This is a genomic window from Enterococcus devriesei, from assembly GCF_001885905.1.
In the GTDB taxonomy this organism is placed as follows: domain Bacteria; phylum Bacillota; class Bacilli; order Lactobacillales; family Enterococcaceae; genus Enterococcus_A; species Enterococcus_A devriesei.
Genome location: NZ_JXKM01000014.1, coordinates 26281 through 42066, shown reverse-complemented (window position 1 = coordinate 42066; position 15786 = coordinate 26281). Strand labels below are relative to the sequence as shown.

Genomic DNA, 15786 nt, shown 5'->3' with positions numbered 1-15786 from the left:
GCAACCTTCTGTTTTCACAAATTTCAATGAAAGCGATTACTCTAATACCCTTTTAATATCTCGACATCAATCGTTATTTTCTTTAACGGGTTCGCGGCTAAATTCGCTTTTATTTCTGGTGAGACTTGCCATTCAAGGGGTGACATCTCTAAGAGGTCCAATCGGTTATTTTCTGGAATTTCAAATTCATAGGTGACACGTTCCCGTTGGTCAATGGTCATTTCCTCTGTGAAACGTTGAATAACTGCCTTGTTAGAATAACTTTCCCCCTCTGGTCGATAGACTGCTCGCAATTCTTTTAAATAGTGCGCTTGTGGAACGATCTTAACCACACAGCCGTTAGGTTTCAATACGCGTTTGAACTCACGGTACTGAGAAGGTGAAAAAATATTCAAGATTGTATCGAAGGATTGATCCGCAAAGGGTAAATTCGTCAGATCCGCCACACACCAAAATGCGTCTATAGGCTGATTGCTGGCTAAATAAATTCCTTCTTTAGCAATATCAAAACCGATCGTCACAGGATTTTCATTCAGCTGATTGATCTGCTGCAAGAAACTGCCTTCTCCGCAACCGACATCCAGTACATTCCCTGTTTGCATCAGTTCGGCGATTTTTTCGACCACTGGCTGATACATGCCGGAACGGATCATTCGGCCTCGGGGCGCAAACATTTCCTGATCATAATCACTTTTGATTTGATGGTCTAAAAAATAAAGTGTGCCCTTCTTCGCTAAGTCAAAACGATGACCATTCCCACAAGTTAGACTTTTTTCTTTTTGAATCATTTCGCGGTGGCATTTTGGACAACGAAACAGTGCTTGCTGCTTAGCCAAAAAATTTGCGCCCCGTTCAATTTTTTTTAACATTTTGCCACTTCCTTTTGGTTATCATAGCATAGTTTTTTTATTCCTACTATCGTCGAGATATGCTAAACTAGTTGCGGAACAAGAATAGATTTTTTTAAGGGACTATTTTAGATGAGAATCAAGGAGGCTATTTAATGATTAAAGAATTTTGCGCTGAAAATTATACAAACATCCCTCAAGCAATCAAAGCTGGAGCGGGTCGGATCGAGTTATGTGACAATCTAGCTGTTGGCGGAACAACACCAAGTATCGGCGTGATTGAAGAAGTCTTAGCTTTCACTAGTGAAAAGCACGTACCAGTGATGACCATGATTCGTCCTCGTAGCGGAAATTTTGTCTATAATGATATTGAATTAAAAATCATGGAAAATGATTTGATCCATGCGAAAAATGCTGGAACGGACGGGGTTGTTTTTGGCTGTTTGACACCGGAGAATGAGGTTGATGAAGAAGCGTTGGAAATGCTTTTAGGCAATAGCGAAGGCTTATTGACGACCTTCCACATGGCCTTTGATGAGCTTTCCAAAGAAGAGCAATTCAAAACGATTGATTGGTTCGCTAAACTAGGCATCGACCGGATTTTGACTCACGGCGGGCCATTGAACACTTCCATCGAAGACAACTTGCCTCATCTAAAAGAATTGATTGATTACGCAGCGGGGCGGATCATTATTTTACCTGGCGGCGGGATCAATGCCGACAACGCGGAAAGAATCGCTGAGACTTTAGGCATCAATGAAGTTCATGGAACAAAAGTCGTGAAATTTTAGAAATTCAATAAAAAGACCCGCAACAGTCATCAAAAAATGATGCTGTCGCGGGCCTTTTTTGTTTAGCCTAAGTCTTCGCCGTTTGTGGCGATGACTTCTTTGTACCAATAGAAGGAATCCTTTTTAAGTACTTCAGTGAGATATTTTCATTATTGCCTTGATCACTCAGCATACGCAAAATCTAATAACCAATCTTTTTGATCAAGTTCTCAATTTAACTAGCACCAATTATGTCCAAATCGGAAATTATCCGCTGGAATTTTTCTGCGACTATTTTGTCCGCCGCTATGCCAGTTTAAACGAAAAAAGAAAATGATTCGCAGCTTGTTTGCGCATCATTTTCTTTTTTCTTTGATAAAGCTTTTCAATTTAAACAGCCACTTATTTTCTTTTAGGCGCAAGCGCACAGGAAAGCGCCCAGTTAAATAATCTTTGATTTGGCGTTGACGATCCGGATAGACATTCAGCGGCAGATTATGAATATCAAAGAAGCTGAAATCCGCATAATCATGAGACTCCATTCGACTTTGAGAAACAGTTTCTTGCACCTTGTATACATACGTGATCTCTTCATGATGTTCTTTGGTGTAGATCCCGATCAAATCCTCCACAACACTGTTAAAAGAAAGCAGCTCAGAGATCAAGCGGCGCATCCCGTCTCGCTCATTTTCATTCGGCAAAAGGTCCCCTCCTGGTAAATCCCAAATGGGCATTCCCGGACGGCGAACCAATAAAATCAATCCGTTTCGGATAACGATGGCATAAGCTTTTTTCAAAATTTTTCACTACTTTCAGCATATGTCTTTTGATAATAACTCAGTGATTAATAAACCGCTCCATAAACAAACTAGCAATATTAAAATAAATCAGCACACTCGTTAAATCACTTAACGTAGTTATAAAAGGACCACTGGCAACCGCCGGGTCAAAGCCTAAGCGCTCCATGATCATCGGAATCCAGCTACCAGCCAAGTTGGCAACCGTGATTGCGGCCATCATCGCCGTGCCAATCACAAAGCCTAAGATAAAATTATGTTTCCAAATACCAACGATAATAAAAATCGTCACACCCGTCACAAAACCGGTTACTAGCCCCGTTAAAATTTCTCCTAGAATCATTTTACCAAAATTTTTCTCATTATTATCGGCAATCGCCAAGCGTCTCACCGCCACGGCTAATGATTGAGTTCCGGCATTTCCTGCCGTTCCAGTAATCAAAGAAATAAATACCGCTAGAATACTCGCTTTACTTACTAGTTCTTCATAATGATTGATCAAGGTTGCTGTCGTCATTCCTAAAAACAGCAGTGTGATCAACCAAGGCAACCGCCGTGATGCTGACTTAACCGGATTTTCATCGACTTCTTCAACATTGACCCCGGCCAAACCAGAGTAGTCGCTGGCCGCTTCATCATCGATTACGTCAATAATATCATCGACTGTCACGATTCCTAATAAATGATCATCATAATCCGTTACCGGCAGTGCCAGAAAGTCATAATCCCGGAAGGTTTGAGCGACATCTTCCTGATCGTCCCCAACATGCACCGCGATCACTCGTTCACTCATGACATCAGACACCATCGTATCGTCATCATTAACAATTAAATCCCGTAACGAAATAACGCCGACTAATTGATTGTCATCATTTACTACATAAGTATAGTAAATCGTCTCGGCAATTTGGGCTTCTTTTTTCAAAACATACATCGCCGAACGCATCGTTTGATTCGCTACAATGGACACATACTCGGTAGTCATCAAAGAACCGGCAGTATCATCTTCATAATGCAGTAAATCGCGAATTTCATTGGCATGTTCAGAGTCCATCAAACTTAAATATTTTGCAACTGGTTTCTTCTCTAACTCATTCAGTAAATCCACCGCGTTATCGGTGTACATTTCTGATAACATATCCGCCGCGTATTGCGGGCGCATTTCATTCAAATACTCATCAACATGTTCATCATCTTCTTCGATCACATCAAACATATCCGCCAGTTCTTTCGGCGACAAGTACGAGTAGATCAGGTGACGCTCATCCTGGTTTAACGATTGATAAAATTGACCTTGATCATAGAAGTGCATTTCTAAAAATCCATCACGGAACTCCTGCAAATGATTCTGGTGCAGCTCCTCCCGTAATTGCTGGAAAAGCGCTTCTAATTCCTCCTGGTTGTCATCCATCAATCTCACCTCGCTCATTTTTATGAATTATTTTTTCTTTACCGAAAAAATAGTTTGATGTTCACTTCGGATACCATTCTGCTAACTAAGGGTCTCTCGCTTTGGTGCTTTAGCATTTTGATTCACCCTTTATCACTAACTCCTGCTAAAAGCAGAACTGGCAACCTCGCTCATTTTTATGAATTATTTTTTCTTTACCGAAAAAATAGTTTGATGTTCGTTTCGAATACCCTACTGCTTAAGCAATCTACTATTCGCAAAATACTCAGTTTTAAAGAACCATTTTTATGAATTTTTTTTAATTATATTTTATTCGCTATTTTAGCCATATCAGGAGCTAAAGGAAGCTCTAATGCAATTCTTTCACCGCTAAACGGATGAATAAATGATAGCGCGTAGCAATGCAACGCTTGCCGTTCGATCCCTAAATCCATCGCGCCGCCATACAGCTCATCTCCCAACAAAGGACAACCGATCGCTGAAAAATGCACGCGAATTTGATGAGTTCTGCCCGTATGGAGCTGAATATCGACTAAGGCGCAATCGGCATCTCGTTTAGCTAACCAATATTCCGTTTCTGCCTGTTGACCGGTCTCAATCACCTGACGTTTTATCAAAGAAGACAAATCTCGACCGATCGGTAAAGCAATCGTGTCATGGTCCTGCAAGCTAGCAATCGTTCCTGAAACCAACGCCTGATATTTTTTGATAAAGCGTTTCTGTTGTAGTTCTTGATCCAGCTTCGCGTGGGCAAATCCATGTTTTGCAAAGAGCATCAAGCCTGAAGTATCTCGATCCAAACGCGTCACGACATGTACGACTTGATCCGGATAATTTTGCGCGACATAATAGGCCTTGACGCGATTCGCCATGGTCCCTCGTGGATGATATTGCGCAGGGATCGACGCGACCCCCGCCGGTTTATTGACGACCAATACATGCTGATCTTCAAAAACGATCTCGATCGGCACGTCGTCTGCCAATAACGTTTCATGAGGCTCCTCGTCTGGAATCACAACAGTTACCATATCACGGGTATTTAAAGAAAACAAGACGTTTTGCTCCGTCTGATTGACGAAAATTTTTCCACCTTGAAATTTAATTTTAGCTAGTAATTTTTTTGAGATGCCTTGATGACGTAAAAATGTCCGTACAAGCAATCTCTCTTGTCCTTGATAAGTCCATTCGAATCTCATGTTAGTCCTCTCGAATAAAGGCATCCTTCACGCGATGCCAAAAATGCATATGCCGATAGGACGCGAAATGAATCCGTTCATCGGCGATTTTGTATTTAATTGAAACAACTTCTTTACTATTTATATCTAATTGGTCAATGGTAATCAAATGCTCTCCGCTGCTTTTCAATTGGACATCGATCCATTCGTGAGAACCGATAATACTTGGCGAGCCAAGTGTTCGAAAGACCCGATTATTTAAAGAAGCGATCTCCGCCAACTGCATTGCGTTGATACTAGGATGAACTACTGCTCCACCGACACTTTTATTGTAGGCCGTTGAACCGGTTGGCGTGGAAATGGATAGGCCATCTCCCCGGAATCGTTCAAATAATTCTTCCTTAATATAAACATCCGCGACCATCGTGCGACTGCCTTTTCTGATCGTCGATTCATTCAGCGCTAAAAAATGCTGATGCTGACCGTCGGCTGATGTGACCACGATATCCAGTAACGGATAGCTGACACTTTTTCCTTGTTCGTCACTTAAACTGTTTACCAGTTCAGGCAATTCGTAATCACGCCAGTCCGTGTAAAAACCGAGATGTCCTGTATGGACTCCTAAAAAGCGCACTTCATCTAGTCGATGGCTGTAACGATGAAAAGCCGACAGCAAAGTACCGTCTCCACCGATAGTAATCACTAGCTGAGGATCACGATCTACAATTTCTAAATCGTCTTTCATCGCCAGTAAGCCGCGTAACCGTTGGAGGACGCGAATCGATTTTTCTTCTTGATTATGGATGATCCCGATCCGTAATACCACGCTGTCTCACTTCCTTTTTTTGTTCCTTACGATTAAACAAGTGTTGTGCTTCTTGGATTTCATCACGAATGCTAGACATTTCTTCATCTAGTTGATAAGCTGCCTCCGCCGCCCGAAACAGGCGTTGATCAATATCTTCAGGAATTTGTCCTTTATATTTATAATTCAATGAGTGCTCGATCGTTGCCCAAAAATTCATAGACAGCGTTCGGATTTGGATTTCAGCCAAGAGCTTCTTCTCGCCCTCTAACATCTGGACAGGGTATTCAATCACCAGATGATACGAGCGATAGCCGCTGGCCTTACGATTGGTGATGTAATCACGCTCTTGAATAATTTTCATATCATTACGTCGGCGCAAAATATCCACGACTAAATGAATGTCCTCCACAAACTGGCACATAATTCGCATACCAGCCATATCAGACATTTCATCTTCCAACCGATTTAAGGCAATCCCTCGCAACTCAGCTTTATTTAAAATACTTTCAACGGGTTTTACCCGACCTGTAACAAATTCAATTGGAACATGTTCACCGCTATTGCGGTACTGTTTTCGCAATCCTCGCAGCTTAATTTTTAACTCAGCAACTGCTAATTCATAGGGGGCAAGAAATGTATCCCAGTCTCTCTCCATCGCAAATCCCTCGCTTCTTTTTCCATTCCTTCCCTATCTTATCACAAACCTCTCGGAGAAAAAATTCTGACATTTTTGTTGTTTAACAAATATTACAAAATACTAACATTTTCACAAACACTAGGCTAATTATTTGACGGAATATGTTAATCTATGTAAGGTTACCTTATAATAGGAAAAATATAAATAGAGGTTAGTGTATTGAGAGAAGAAATTGAAATCGAATTCAAGTCGATGTTAACACAGTCAGAGTATGAACATGTCTTCCGTTTCTATCAACTCTCGCCTTCTCAAACCATCAAACAAACCAATTTGTACTACGATACTGTAGATTGGCAGTTGAAAGAGAATCATATGGGCTTAAGGATTCGTCAGTTTGATAAACATGCAGAAGCAACTTTGAAAGTTCCGCAAGCCGTTGGTCTTTTAGAAGTAACCGACTCGTTAACAACTGAACAAGTTGAAGTGGCTCTTACGAAGCATCGCTTTGCTTTTGACGCAAAAGAAATTTTGCAGCGTTTAGACTTATTAAACATCAACTTTAATGAACTAAGACTAATTGGTAAATTAACTACTCAACGTGGAGAATTGAACATTCCTGAAGGAAAATTAGCACTGGATGAAAGCTGGTACAGTGGACAGCATGATTTTGAACTGGAGCTTGAAGTACCCAACGAACAGTTCTCCTTGCAAGACTTCAAACAATTCTTGCACAAATTTGACTTACCTTATCGCGCAACCCAAAATAAGATCGCGCGAGCAGTTGCAGCTCAACAGCAACTGGATGATAGAAAGGAGGACCCTCGGTGATTGAGATTTATTTGTTTGTTAATCCGATCGGTAAAAAATGTTTAACTATCGAGCGGCGTGTAATTGAACTGATTGATCAATGTGATCTCAAGATCCAATTACGTCTGGTCCCTATTATGAATCTCAAGACGATTTCTGAATTTATGAAACGGATTGGCGGATCAGAAAAAGACCTCCACTTACGTAAAGACTTATCTCAAGAAATTTATTCTGCTGCTTTAGATGTCAAAGCGGCGCAGCTTCAAGGAAAAAAACGCGGACGCGACTTTTTGATTGCACTGCAACAGGCGGTGGGCGAAGAAAATAAACCTTATTCAAAAAAGTTAGCGATTCAATTATTCACCCAAATTGGTGGCGATTTGGAAATGTTTTTAGAGGATCGTCGTTCTGAATTTGCAAATGAAGCTTTTTTAGCTGATCAACAGATCGCTAACGAGATGGAGATTACTTTGCATCCTTCTGCCGTCATTTACAATTACGATGGAGACTGCGACGCTGGTGTTCGAATTGAAGGCTGCGATACGATCCTTCATATCCTAAATACATATAATACGCCGGATTTATTGGTGGCATTTTTAAAGTCTCAAAGTAAAAATACGTCATTTAAACGGGTTCCACCAGAAAGTCACCTATCGCTCATTTGAAAAAAAAGCTGTCATTGCTTATTAAAGCAATGACAGCTTTTTTATTTTTTGATCCGCACACGATTTTCTCTAGTAAAAATGTATTCCTTTTGTGGCTTCGTCAAATATAGACTAATTTTTTCTTGTCTTAATTTTTTAATTCCTACTTTAAAACTGATCCCACTGGTTTCTTTAATGCAGTAGACTCCACCAGGAATATTTTCAAACCGTGCATGGCCTTTTTCATCAGTCCTCACTATTAGTGGTACCCCGTCTCTTTGAATCGGTCGTTTCCCATTTTTACTATATATAGCAAACTGTTTATCCGCCAAACCAACTCCAGTTCTATCTTCTCGTGCCAAATTCAAATTGAAAGAGCGCATCTTCAATAAGTACGCATGGATCGCTCGATAAACGCCTATAAGCAGCAGTAAAACTGTCAACAATAAACCAATTAAAGTCAGCATCTGTTTCAAATTTCGTGTTTTATTCGCTTGGTCGATTGCTTTCGCCATTTCTTCAGTATAAGGAACTCGATGGCCTGTCACTAATAAGCGGTGACTATTAATCATATAAGGCGTACAGGTCAACAACGTAACAATATCTCGACCCGGATCAATCTCAATAATCGAAGTATCTTTCGGATCGACCACATCGATTTTATCCACCTTATAAGCCAGCTTTTCTTCAAACAAAGTAATGACGAAAACCTCACCGATCTTCACCTCTTCTAAATCAGTAAAAAGTTTTTTCTCAGGTAAGCCACTATGCGCTGAAATCACTGAATGCGTATCAATTCCACCAGTGGGATAGGAAGTTCCTTGCAGAACTGTCGCCCCTTCTTGCAATAGTTTCTCATTCGTCATGTCAAATAATGGTAGTGTAATCTCAATACTTGGGATGCTAATGGCTCCAATTAAATGGCTGCGGATATATTTATCAGAAACGATTCTACGTTCATTGTCATTGGTAAAAGGATCGGCTAATGGAATCAGACCATTTTTCTTCAGCTCTTCGTTGCGTTTTTTCATTTTTTCTTTGGTTTTACGAACTTGCTCTTGATTTTGTTCTTGATTTTGCCGTTGAACCTCTTCCATTCGTTTTTCATCGATAAAATTATTCACCGCATTAATATAAAAGGGATAGGTCATCACTAGCACGCCAGTCAGAAAGACGAAGATCATTAAGATCTTACTAATCATTTGCTTTTTTGCACCTTTTTTAGAAGTCTGGCCCATGCTACTTCACCTTGCTTTCGATCACGTAATGCTTAATCAGTTGCTTCATCAACTTATAGCCTCGGCGTCCTAAAATTTTGAATTTGCGATCCTTCAGGCGCCAAACTTTTCCTTTCACACTTAGACCATTTTCGGTCTCAACTCGATAAACACCACCGGGAATTTGCTGAAATTCAATTTTTCCATTCGCATCACTGACCGTATGAACTAGTTTACCCTCAAAACGAACCACGTCGCGTTTTTGTGTCAACAAGGCACGAATACCTGGCACTGGTTTACCCGCTTCGTAGAGATAAAAGACAAAATTGTAATCTCGTTTCTTCGATTGATAAAGGATAATCTTGCGCCAAACAAAATAGCCAAAAATAATTAAGAAAAACAGACAACCCGCTACTAAATAAAAAACGCGCCGACGATGGTACTTCTCTGTTTCTTTGATTTTCTCAGCCGCTTGAACCGGGTATTTAATCCGATGGGCCTTGACCAATAAACGATGACTATTAACGCCATAAGGTGTACAAGTTAATAGCGTCACTAAGTCGCGATTCTTTTCAATTTTGAGCGCACTAAAGTTATCAGGTTTGACTCTTTCAATCTTTTCTACTTGATAAGCTAATTTTTTTCCTTCTATATGTAGGTAAAACTTGTCCTGCTTCTTTAATTCTTCCAAGTCAGTAAACAGCATTTTATCTGGCAAACCAGAATGTCCTGTGATTACTGAATGGGTGCTTGACCCGCCAACAGGAAAAGAGGTTCCCTGTAAAACAGTCGCACCCTTATCCAACAAAAAGTCATCCGTTTGATCATAGACCGGCAAGCTTACTTTGATTTTAGGAATAAAAATAGCTCCGATCATATGTTTTTCATAGTATTCCTTCTTGGGACTTTTAGTCCCTCGTAGAGAACTTTCAAAAGGATCATCAAAACTTCCCGCTCCAGGAATAATCGTTCGCAGTTTTTTGTTTTCCTGTTCTAATTTATCTAAGCGTTTCTTTTTATCGGCATCAGAACGAGCTTCCATTTTATCTTGAACTTCTTCTAGTCGCTGTTGGTCAACAAAATTATTGATCGAATCAACTACGAATGGATACATAAAGATCAAAAAACCAGTAATAAACATCATTGCAATAGACAACTTCAACAGCAGATCGATCTTGTCGCGTCTCTCTGGTTTATGCATCTGTATCCACCCCCTTTTATGCTAATTCTCGCATACTCATTCTTAAAAGAGAAATTCCAATTGTAAATTTTCTTTCAACAATTTGAATACAAATAAATTATTTTTCACATAATTAGAGACCTCGCAAGCATGCTTGGTTTGATGCTGATATGTTAGTTCTCTTCTACAACTTTTACTTTGTAATGAATTAGTAGAATAGTATGTAAAACGTACTTCAAAGAGCCCGTTCATCCAGCCGGCCATTGCTTAAAATGTCGAAAAAATTTTCTAACCCGAAAAACATATTTCAGTGGAAGACAAAAAAGAAGCTAGGAAAACTTTTCCTAGCTTCATCCACCATTATTGTTTTAATTCTGCTACTAATTCCTCTAATTCATCGAGACGTAAAGCGAAAACTTCCATCGCATCTTCGATATACGCTGGCTGGGTCATATCGACGCCGGCCCGCTTCATAACTTCGATCGGATAATCGCTACTGCCCGATTTCAAATAAGTCAAATATTTTTCTAAGGCCTCAGGCTCTCCTTCAACAATTCGTTTTGACAAAGCAATCGCTGCTGAAAAACCCGTCGCATATTGATACACGTAATAGTTATAGTAGAAATGCGGAATCCGTGACCATTCATCCTTGATTTCTTCATCATTGATCACGATTGGGCCATAATATTTTGCGTTCAGCTCACCGTAATATTTGCTTAGATATTCACTGGTCAATGGATCACCTGCTGCATCAGCGGTGTGAATAAAATGTTCAAATTCCGCAAACTGTGTCTGACGGAAAATCGTGCCTTTAAAGCCATCAAGGAAATGATTGATAATATAGGCGCGGACCTTCGGATCTTTCTCCGTTTGTAGTAAATAACTAGTTAAAATATTTTCATTGGTAGTCGAAGCGATCTCTGCTAAGAAAATCGAATAATCCCCGTAAACATAAGGCTGAGTGCTGCGAGTGAAATAGCTGTGAACACTGTGACCCATTTCGTGGACTAAAGTATACAACTCGTCTAAACGATCATGCCAGTTTAATAAAATATAAGGCTGGGTATCATAAGCGCCTGAAGAATAAGCGCCACTACGTTTCCCTTGGTTTTCAACGACATCGATCCAACGTTCAGCGAAAGCTTTTTTTACCACACTTAAATAATCTTCTCCTAGTGGTTTCAGCGCTTCAAGTGCTTTGGCTTGGGCTTCTTCATAAGTATATTTAATCGGAGCTTCTGCTAAAAGCGGCGTATATAGATCGTACATATGCAAGTCTTCAAGTTCTAACAATTCCTTCCGCAGTTCAACATAGCGATGCAATAACGGTAAGTATTGGTTGACCACTAAAGTCAGCGTCTCATAGACATCTTCCGGAATGTGATTCCCGCTTAGCGCCGCCGCGCGAGCAGAAGAATATCCCCGTACCTTAGCTTTGTAATTATGATTCTTCACGTGAGCGCTCAAGGTCGAAGCGAAGGTATTTCGGAATTGATGATAGACTGAATACAAGGCCTTAAAAGCTTGCTCTCTGACTTTTCGGTCCGTACTTTCCAACAGCTGACCATAGACACCATGCGTTAATTGAACATCTTCACCGGCTTCATTTTTAACAACTGGGAATTTTAAGTCCGCGTTGTTCATAATTGAAAACGTGTCTGATGCACTGCCAAAAATCTCACTGGCACCAGCCAGCAATGCTTCCTGTTCTGCTGGTAAAATGTGCGCTCTTTCCGAAATGATCTGTTCAACAAAATGACGATACAATTCAAGTTTCGGTTCTACTTCAAAATAATTCCAGATCGCATCATCAGAAAGTTGCAGCATTTCCGGTTCAAACCAGCTGACTGCTTCACTGACTTGGGCGATCAAGCTAGACGCGCGAGCATAAAGCGCTTGATTCGTCGCATTCGCTGTATCCTCATCATTTTTTAAATGGGCATATACGTAAATAACTTCAGCTTTACGATAGATATCTAAGACATATTCGATCGCTGTAAGAAAATCCACGGCTCCTTGATGCAGTGTTCCTTTGATCTCCGTGACTTTAGATAATTCAGCAGATAGAGACTGAAACTCCTTTTCAAAGGCCGCATCATCCGCAAAAATTTTCGTTAAGTCCCAGGTCAATTCAGCTGGAATCTCTTGACGTTTTGGCAATTGTTTTGCTTCACTCATAAAAACACTCCTAACTCTTTTCAAACTATTTTTAAGGAAAAAACAGGCTTCACAATGTCTGGTATTCTTCAGCCTACATAATCACAGGCTAATGCATCGGACATCCTAGCTATTTTTCATCCTCAATCTTACCATAATTCCACAAAAAGTAATTTTAAAAAGAGTTGGTTAAAAATAAACTTTAGCCTTTCTTTGACAAAAAAATGGCTTCAAGATAAAGCCGTTCCAATATTTCTTGCTGACTAACTCGGTGAAAAAGCCACTCTCGTTGATTCGCTGCACGATAAGCCAGAAACTTTGTGAAAATTCGTGAAGCATGCTTTGCTTCCCTTTGAAACAAATAACGAAAGAGGAAGACATCTTCTTGATAAAAGAAAAAATAGCGACTAGGAAAATAGATCCACTCCGATAGATACAAGAGATGGCGTCGCTCTTGATAGAAAAACTGCTGCAATTTAAGGATCCCGGGATTGCTTTGACCCAGTTTGACACTCAACGTCTGCTTATTCGCAAGCATATTTTCTTTCGAAGGAAGGATTTTCAGCGGCTTCTGATACTTCTTTGAATGGAAGATTTGCTTTAAAGGAAGTGAAAAAGCCGGCCACTGCTTTTCTCGGTAGGCCAGTCCCTCATTGTTATGGATATGGTAAAGTAAACGAATCTGCTTTTTTTCAATCAGCCAAAGGTGCAACCCCTTCTCTTTATCAAAAGCACAAAATTGCTTTTGTAGCGAAGTAAATTTTTCTTTGGGCCACAATCTTTGACCCAACAGCCACCAATCTTGATAGTTTTTCTCCCGATAGCCAATGATTCGCTCCTTCAAACGTGACCCTTGGATAGTTGAACATTGAATTTCAACTGCTAATTGCTCATTTAACAGATCTGGTCTTTGGGGCAAATCGGTTAATGGCTGCTCTAGCTTCCAGTCGGCTTCAAATCGGGAACCCCATTTCAAAAAAAGCGCTTTTAGCTCTAAATGTTCTGGCGTCTCACCTTCACTCAGTCCCACACAATTGCTATGACTAAAATGTGCGAAGTGGGGAATTTTTACCTTTCCTACTTTACGAATCAATCGTTCTCCACAATCTGGACAAAAATAAGTTTGGTTTTCTTTAACCCTCGTCGCTTCAATCATTTTCTTTTCATCAGTATAAGCAAACAACATCTTCTTCACCTCATAAAAAGATACGCAAAAATCTCTTGCTTATAAAACATTGACCAAAAAAATACCACCGCTGAAACCAGCGATGGTATTAAAAAACAATTTAGCTGAAATGAGCTCGCGTAATCTCGATCGCATCACGCTGCATCAACAGTTTTCCGTATTCTTCTAACATTTCTGTAGAGACGGAAGAGGCTGAGGCATATTCTAAAATCTCCGCCGTCGTGTCGGCTAACGCATACTCTCCATAAATTTCAGGATCGAAGTATACTTGTAAATAGTACGTCTCATTTAACAGATACAAATCGCACCATGCATCATCTAAAAAATGATAGCTTGCAAGTTCGATCATATCTTCAAAACTGCTTAATTGGAAAACACGCAGATTGTTCTTATTGCTATTCTCTTCAAGACTTTCCGAATTCGCTAAAATCTGTTGCCGAATCAATTGATCAAAATCATTGACCTCAAATTCAGTCGAGTTATTCATTTTGCTGATATCCTCAGGCGTCAAGTTCTTGCTGATGAATAGTTCTAACCCATCATTTTTAGGCAGTACTTGAAATGTTACCGCTTCGCTGCTCTTAAACTCATCCTCAATATCGACTTCTTCCAAAATACTGTAAAAGAAAGATTCGATTTCACGATGATTCCCTAAAAGATCCAAAAAAGTGATCCCTCGTTCAGCTAAGTCTTCATTTTCGATAATGACTCGGATCGTATTCTCATTGATGTGTTCCATCTCCATCTTGGCACACCTCACTTTAAAGATAGATTATATGTTCATTGTAACTGATTCCGTTTAAAAGTAAAGAATGCCGACGGATTTTATTAAATTCCTATAAACAAAGACGAACACCTCGCTACGAATGTTTACCATAGTTTTTACATTCATTTGGACGAATCAGAAATACTTGGTTTGATTGATCGTCTAACGTATACTTTTATTGAAGGAGGTTTTTTGATGATCAAGAATATCGTGTTTGATTTAGGCAATGTTTTAGTCGATTTTGATCCAATAAGATTTATTCGAGAAAAAACTGCTGACGAAAAACAGCAGAAACTGCTTATGAAGGAAATCTTTGGTTCAGTCGACTGGCTGCGCTTTGACAAAGGAACCATTACTAACCAGGAACTTTTGTTGTCCGTAACAGCTCGACTGCCAAAAGATTTACATGGAATCACTGAAGAGTTGTTAACCACTTGGTATCACGGCCTACATCCCTTACCACAAATGGCGGAGCTTCCACAGCAGTTGAAGGATCAAGGCTTGGGAATTTACTTGCTATCCAATGCACCGCAAGACTTTTATCTATTTGAAGAAACTATTCCTAGTTATAGTGCTTTTGATGGTATTTTTATCTCGTCAGATTGGAAATTGGCAAAACCTGAACATCAGATTTTTCGAACTTTTTATAGCCACTTTCAGCTAAATCCCGCCGAGTGCTATTTTATTGACGATTCCGCGCCGAATATTTTAGCTGCTGAAGAAACCGGCATGCGAGGTTTCCATTTTAGAAAAGACTATTCAGATTTAAAACAAAATTTGTCTCAATTTATCCAGTTATAAAATCGTGAAGCCAGTCAACCTAAATAGTTACTGTTTCATTTTTATTAGTACAAAATAAAAATGCCTCGCAGTTGCGAGGCATTTGTTTCTATAATCCAGCCATTAATTGCGCTTGACGTAATTCATACTGGCGAACATCCCGAGGCAAGAAGCGACGGATTTCGTCTTCATTAAACCCAACTTGTAATCTTTTTTCATCGATCATAATTGGACGACGTAACAGTCCAGGATTTTCTTTCACTAAATCCAGTAATTCTTTTAGCGACAATTCATCTAAATCCATATTCAACTTTTGGAAAACTTTAGAACGAGTAGAAATAATCTCCTCAGTTCCATCTTCCGTCATCTGTAAAATATCTTTCAACTCATCGATATTCAACGGCTCAGAGAAGATATTTCGTTCAACATAGGGAATCTCATGTTCCTGCAGCCAAGCACGTGCTTTCCGACATGATGTGCAACTAGGGGAAGTATATAGTGTCAACATACATATCACTCCTTTTCTTGACTCTCTTATTTTTGTAACAGGTGTAACTCATCTCCTGCTATCTGTTTCTATTATACAAAAAAAAGGTAACAAAA

General features: G+C 39.8%; 16 protein-coding genes. 4 read left to right on the top strand and 12 right to left on the bottom strand.

Annotated features, from left to right (window positions below):
- Positions 1 to 41 precede the first annotated feature (41 nt).
- Positions 42 to 869 carry a methyltransferase domain-containing protein gene (locus RV00_RS14110; RefSeq protein WP_071863198.1) on the bottom strand — a complete coding sequence of 276 codons (828 nt, stop codon included), beginning with the start codon at positions 867 to 869 and terminating at the stop codon, positions 42 to 44.
- A 134-nt stretch (positions 870 to 1003) separates the two neighbouring features.
- Here RV00_RS14110 and RV00_RS14105 point away from each other — a divergent pair, with 134 nt between their 5' ends.
- The gene (locus RV00_RS14105) at positions 1004 to 1639 is read left to right on the top strand and encodes a copper homeostasis protein CutC (protein ID WP_071863197.1); all 636 of its coding nucleotides are present in this window, start codon (positions 1004 to 1006) and stop codon (positions 1637 to 1639) included.
- Between the two features lie 335 nt (positions 1640 to 1974).
- On the opposite strand, the gene RV00_RS14100 is transcribed toward RV00_RS14105, so the two are convergent.
- The 5 genes from RV00_RS14100 to yjbM all read right to left on the bottom strand — a co-directional run bounded on the left by RV00_RS14100 (position 1975) and on the right by yjbM (position 6464).
- Complete coding sequence (locus tag RV00_RS14100) at positions 1975 to 2415, bottom strand: NUDIX hydrolase (protein WP_071863196.1); 441 nt, start codon at positions 2413 to 2415, stop codon at positions 1975 to 1977.
- 40 nt (positions 2416 to 2455) lie between these two features.
- Positions 2456 to 3826 (bottom strand): magnesium transporter, encoded by a 1371-nt coding sequence (gene mgtE / locus RV00_RS14095; protein ID WP_071863195.1) that lies wholly within the window; start codon positions 3824 to 3826, stop codon positions 2456 to 2458.
- 302 nt (positions 3827 to 4128) lie between these two features.
- Positions 4129 to 5022, bottom strand: a complete 894-nt coding sequence (locus RV00_RS14090) for an RluA family pseudouridine synthase (RefSeq protein WP_071863194.1) — start codon at positions 5020 to 5022, stop codon at positions 4129 to 4131.
- A gap of 1 nt (position 5023) precedes the next feature.
- Positions 5024 to 5827, bottom strand: a complete 804-nt coding sequence (locus RV00_RS14085) for an NAD kinase (RefSeq protein WP_071863193.1) — start codon at positions 5825 to 5827, stop codon at positions 5024 to 5026.
- Entirely contained in the window at positions 5799 to 6464 is a 666-nt protein-coding gene (yjbM, locus tag RV00_RS14080; protein WP_071863192.1) for a GTP diphosphokinase, read from the bottom strand. Before yjbM ends, RV00_RS14085 begins: the two co-directional genes overlap by 29 nt.
- A gap of 201 nt (positions 6465 to 6665) precedes the next feature.
- Here yjbM and RV00_RS14075 point away from each other — a divergent pair, with 201 nt between their 5' ends.
- Positions 6666 to 7274 (top strand): CYTH domain-containing protein, encoded by a 609-nt coding sequence (locus RV00_RS14075; RefSeq protein WP_071863191.1) that lies wholly within the window; start codon positions 6666 to 6668, stop codon positions 7272 to 7274.
- Positions 7271 to 7918 (top strand): DsbA family protein, encoded by a 648-nt coding sequence (locus RV00_RS14070; protein WP_071863190.1) that lies wholly within the window; start codon positions 7271 to 7273, stop codon positions 7916 to 7918. The genes RV00_RS14075 and RV00_RS14070 overlap by 4 nt, the downstream gene beginning before the upstream one ends.
- 41 nt (positions 7919 to 7959) lie before the next feature.
- On the opposite strand, the gene RV00_RS14065 is transcribed toward RV00_RS14070, so the two are convergent.
- From RV00_RS14065 to RV00_RS14045, 5 genes are all read right to left on the bottom strand, one after another.
- Positions 7960 to 9135, bottom strand: a complete 1176-nt coding sequence (locus tag RV00_RS14065) for a class C sortase (protein WP_071863189.1) — start codon at positions 9133 to 9135, stop codon at positions 7960 to 7962.
- A gap of 1 nt (position 9136) precedes the next feature.
- Positions 9137 to 10315 (bottom strand): class C sortase, encoded by a 1179-nt coding sequence (locus RV00_RS14060; protein ID WP_071863188.1) that lies wholly within the window; start codon positions 10313 to 10315, stop codon positions 9137 to 9139.
- Between the two features lie 339 nt (positions 10316 to 10654).
- Positions 10655 to 12472 (bottom strand): oligoendopeptidase F, encoded by a 1818-nt coding sequence (pepF, locus tag RV00_RS14055; RefSeq protein WP_071863187.1) that lies wholly within the window; start codon positions 12470 to 12472, stop codon positions 10655 to 10657.
- A gap of 181 nt (positions 12473 to 12653) precedes the next feature.
- Positions 12654 to 13637 carry a competence protein CoiA gene (locus RV00_RS14050; protein WP_249024109.1) on the bottom strand — a complete coding sequence of 328 codons (984 nt, stop codon included), beginning with the start codon at positions 13635 to 13637 and terminating at the stop codon, positions 12654 to 12656.
- Between the two features lie 100 nt (positions 13638 to 13737).
- Positions 13738 to 14382, bottom strand: a complete 645-nt coding sequence (locus tag RV00_RS14045; RefSeq protein ID WP_071863186.1) for an adaptor protein MecA — start codon at positions 14380 to 14382, stop codon at positions 13738 to 13740.
- Between the two features lie 216 nt (positions 14383 to 14598).
- Between RV00_RS14045 and RV00_RS14040 the strand changes: the two genes are divergently transcribed.
- The gene (locus RV00_RS14040; RefSeq protein ID WP_071863185.1) at positions 14599 to 15204 is read left to right on the top strand and encodes an HAD family hydrolase; all 606 of its coding nucleotides are present in this window, start codon (positions 14599 to 14601) and stop codon (positions 15202 to 15204) included.
- Between the two features lie 88 nt (positions 15205 to 15292).
- Here RV00_RS14040 and spxA read toward each other — a convergent pair whose 3' ends face one another.
- The gene (gene spxA / locus RV00_RS14035; protein ID WP_071863184.1) at positions 15293 to 15691 is read right to left on the bottom strand and encodes a transcriptional regulator SpxA; all 399 of its coding nucleotides are present in this window, start codon (positions 15689 to 15691) and stop codon (positions 15293 to 15295) included.
- Positions 15692 to 15786: the final 95 nt, after the last annotated feature.

Coding starts and splice junctions, on each gene's coding strand:
- RV00_RS14050 (WP_249024109.1), bottom strand. CDS start 13,637: ATGTTGTTTGCTTATACTGATGAAAAGAAAATGATTGAAGCGACGAGG.
- RV00_RS14090 (WP_071863194.1), bottom strand. CDS start 5,022: ATGAGATTCGAATGGACTTATCAAGGACAAGAGAGATTGCTTGTACGG.
- RV00_RS14105 (WP_071863197.1), top strand. CDS start 1,004: ATGATTAAAGAATTTTGCGCTGAAAATTATACAAACATCCCTCAAGCA.
- spxA (WP_071863184.1), bottom strand. CDS start 15,691: ATGTTGACACTATATACTTCCCCTAGTTGCACATCATGTCGGAAAGCA.
- RV00_RS14065 (WP_071863189.1), bottom strand. CDS start 9,135: ATGGGCCAGACTTCTAAAAAAGGTGCAAAAAAGCAAATGATTAGTAAG.
- RV00_RS14060 (WP_071863188.1), bottom strand. CDS start 10,315: ATGCATAAACCAGAGAGACGCGACAAGATCGATCTGCTGTTGAAGTTG.
- RV00_RS14040 (WP_071863185.1), top strand. CDS start 14,599: ATGATCAAGAATATCGTGTTTGATTTAGGCAATGTTTTAGTCGATTTT.
- yjbM (WP_071863192.1), bottom strand. CDS start 6,464: ATGGAGAGAGACTGGGATACATTTCTTGCCCCCTATGAATTAGCAGTT.
- RV00_RS14110 (WP_071863198.1), bottom strand. CDS start 869: ATGTTAAAAAAAATTGAACGGGGCGCAAATTTTTTGGCTAAGCAGCAA.
- RV00_RS14045 (WP_071863186.1), bottom strand. CDS start 14,382: ATGGAGATGGAACACATCAATGAGAATACGATCCGAGTCATTATCGAA.
- pepF (WP_071863187.1), bottom strand. CDS start 12,472: ATGAGTGAAGCAAAACAATTGCCAAAACGTCAAGAGATTCCAGCTGAA.
- mgtE (WP_071863195.1), bottom strand. CDS start 3,826: ATGGATGACAACCAGGAGGAATTAGAAGCGCTTTTCCAGCAATTACGG.